Source organism: Psychroserpens mesophilus, assembly GCF_050617655.1.
In the GTDB taxonomy this organism is placed as follows: Bacteria; Bacteroidota; Bacteroidia; order Flavobacteriales; family Flavobacteriaceae; genus Psychroserpens; species Psychroserpens mesophilus_A.
In genome coordinates this window covers 1-381 of record NZ_JBODQC010000061.1, presented here as the reverse complement: position 1 = coordinate 381, position 381 = coordinate 1, and the positions used below count along the sequence as shown (strand labels likewise).

Genomic DNA, 381 nt, shown 5'->3' with positions numbered 1-381 from the left:
GTAGTTTTGTTCCACCGCTTCAAACTCGGCCCTGGGAACGATGCGGGAGTTCAGCAAAGCTTTCTTGCGCTCATATTCCGACTCCATGCGATTTAACTCCGCCCGGGCCTTTTGAATCTCTGTTTCCAGGTTTTCCCTGGCAAACCCTGAACTGCTCAGGGTCATCAAGACCTGTCCTTTGCTGACCGGACTGCCCTCAGTGAGGGAAGACCGACTGAAATTTACGCGACCATTTGCCGGGGCCACCAGGGTTCGGTAATCGGATGGGGCCACCTGCCAGGTACCGGATGTCGGCAGGGTCTCATAAATTTCTTTTTCAGTTGCCGGGCGGGTCTGAAAATCCATCTTCCAGGCCTGTTCCTTCAGAAAGGAAATATCATT

At 53.0% G+C, this 381-nt stretch carries 1 pseudogene; it reads right to left on the bottom strand.

Going from position 1 to position 381, the window contains the following annotated elements:
- Positions 1–381, bottom strand: a pseudogene (locus ACRHNM_RS16325) (efflux RND transporter periplasmic adaptor subunit); the annotation flags it as partial.